This is a genomic window from Actinosynnema sp. (assembly GCF_052038725.1).
This window is the reverse complement of the sequence record NZ_JBQGCX010001414.1, coordinates 1-2,202: the sequence shown is the minus strand read 5'-3', so window position 1 is coordinate 2,202 and position 2,202 is coordinate 1. Positions and strand designations below refer to the sequence as shown.

Annotated in this window: 2 protein-coding genes; both read left to right on the top strand. The window is 73.7% G+C overall.

The genetic code is table 11. The features are described 5' to 3' along the window. The first annotated feature begins 675 nt into the window (after positions 1 to 675). Entirely contained in the window at positions 676 to 1,317 is a 642-nt protein-coding gene (locus ACTUAL_RS29865) for a Crp/Fnr family transcriptional regulator (protein ID WP_232520046.1), read from the top strand. A 131-nt stretch (positions 1,318 to 1,448) separates the two neighbouring features. Then, on the top strand, positions 1,449 to 2,168 hold the full coding sequence (locus tag ACTUAL_RS29860; RefSeq protein WP_041838465.1) for a Crp/Fnr family transcriptional regulator: 720 nt from the start codon (positions 1,449 to 1,451) through the stop codon (positions 2,166 to 2,168). Positions 2,169 to 2,202: the final 34 nt, after the last annotated feature.

Sequence of the window (2,202 nt, the reverse complement as noted above, 5' to 3'; positions counted from 1 at the left end):
CGGGCAGGCAGGCGAGCTGCGGCAGGGCAGGGCGAGGCAGGCTGGAGCAGGGGCAGGCAGGGCAGGGCAGCGGGGCCGGGCGGGCAGAACCGGGCCGGGCGGGGCAGAACCGGGCCGGGCGGGGCAGAACCGGGCCGGGCGGGGCAGAACCGGGCGGGGCGGGGCAGAACCGGGCGGGGCGGGGCAGAACCGGGCGGGGCGGGCGGGGCGCGTCTCGCCGGGGTTGGGTTCGAGCGGGCAGAGCCCGGTCGGGTCGTCGCCCTTGCCGCGCCTTGCCGCGCTTTGCCGCGCCCTTCCGCGAGGCCGCGTTCTCCGGCCCCGGCGCTCTCCCCCGCCGCCACACCCCAGCCCTCGCGCTCTTGCCGGGCGTTCGACGCGCCCCCGCCCCCTCCCCCACCGCTATTCCGGGGTCCCCAGCCCACGTCCGGTGGTGTCCAGCCTGCTCCCCGTGGTGTTCGGTGGGTTCCGGCGGTGTTCGGCGGGCAGGGTGCGCGCTGGCCCCGTTCGGTCGCCGCCGCTCGGGTGAACGGGGTTGCACGCTTCACGTGGAATGCCCGGATTCTGGGAACGGCGGGGGTGTCCGGGCCGACATCCGTCAGGGAGAGAAGTCGATCCGGGGGGTGTGCGTTGACCGGTGCTGATCCGGTGTGGCCGAGCACGAGTCTGCTGGGGAGGGTGCGCGAACCCGCGCGAACCGACCTGCTCGCGCTGGGGACGCGGGTGCCGTACGGGCCGGACAAGGAGGTGATCGTCCAGGACGCGCGCGACACGCACGTGCTGCTGCTGCTCAGCGGCATGGTGAAGGTGCAGGCCGTGGACGAGGACGGTGAGCACGCGCTGCTGGACATCCGGATCGCGGGTGACGTCGTCGGCGAGATGGCGGCGTTGAGCGGGAAGCCCCGGTCGGCCACGGTGCGCACCTGCGGGGAGGTCGTGGCCCGCGCGATCACCCGCGCCGACTTCCAGGCGCTGCTGCTGCGCCGCCCCGAGGTGGCGATGGAGCTGGTGCTGGTGGTGGGCGAGCGGTTGCGCTGGTCGATCGACCGCCGCCGCGACTTCCTGTCCTGCCCGGCGCCGGTGCGGGTGGCCCGCGTGCTCGTGGAGCTGGTGCAGACCTACGGCAGGCAGGACAAGGACGCGTGGCGGCTGGGCATCCCGCTGACCAAGGTCGAGCTGGCCTCGATCGCGGGCATGAAGCCGCGCACGGCGGAGAAGGCGTTCAGCGACCTGCGGCACGCGGGCGTGGTCGTCAGCAACCTGCGCCGCGACGTCCTGGTGCCCGACCTGCGGGCGCTGCGCCGCTACGCCGGATCCTGAGAAACCGCGCGTTCGGGTGGAATCCCGCGCTTCGGCGAAACGAACCGGCCGTGCGGCGCGACCTGCACGCCGGGGGATGACAACGGTTGCAGCGAGTTGCGGATACGACGCATTAGGGGTGGATGGTGCTGATGTCATGGTCACCGAGCACGACCCAGCCGGAGCAACCGGTGTGGCCGCACGACAGCCTGCTGTCGCGGCTGCGCGATCAGGCGCGCGACGAGCTGCTGGCGATGGGCACGGTGGTGCGGTACGCGCCGAACCGGGACGTGATCGTGCAGGACGCCCGCGACACGCACGCGCTGCTGCTGCTCGACGGCGTGGTGAAGGTGCAGACCACGGACGAGACCGGCGACACGGCGCTGCTGGCGATCAAGGCGGCCGGTGACTTCGTCGGCGAGATGGCGGCGCTGGACCGCAAGCCGAGGTCGGCGAGCGTGATCACGTGCGGCGAGGTGACTGCGCGGATGATCAGCAGCAGCGAGCTGATGGGCTTCCTGCACCGCCGCAACGAGGTCTTCGTCGAGATGATCGGCATGGTCAACGAGCGGCTGCGGTGGGCGATCGAGCGCAGGCGGGACTTCCTGGCGCGGGCGGCCGACGAGCGGTTGGCGAAGGTGCTCGCGGAGCTGGTGCGCACGCACGGCCGCGAGGAGCCGGGCGGGTGGACGCTCGGGTTCCCGCTGACCAAGGTGGAGCTGGCGTCGATCGCGGGCATGAAACCGCGCACGGCGGAGAAGGCGTTCAGCGACCTGCGCAAGGCCGGGGTCGTGGTGAGCCACCTGCGCCGGGACGTGCTGGTGCCCGACCTGGACGCGCTGCGCGCCTACGCCCAGCGCCCGCCGCGCTGAGCGGCGGGCCGGGTTGGGCGGCGGGCCGGGTTGG

Excerpts from the sequence above, each read along its gene's own strand:
- ACTUAL_RS29860 (WP_041838465.1), top strand. The coding sequence starts at position 1,449 with ATGTCATGGTCACCGAGCACGACCCAGCCGGAGCAACCGGTGTGGCCG.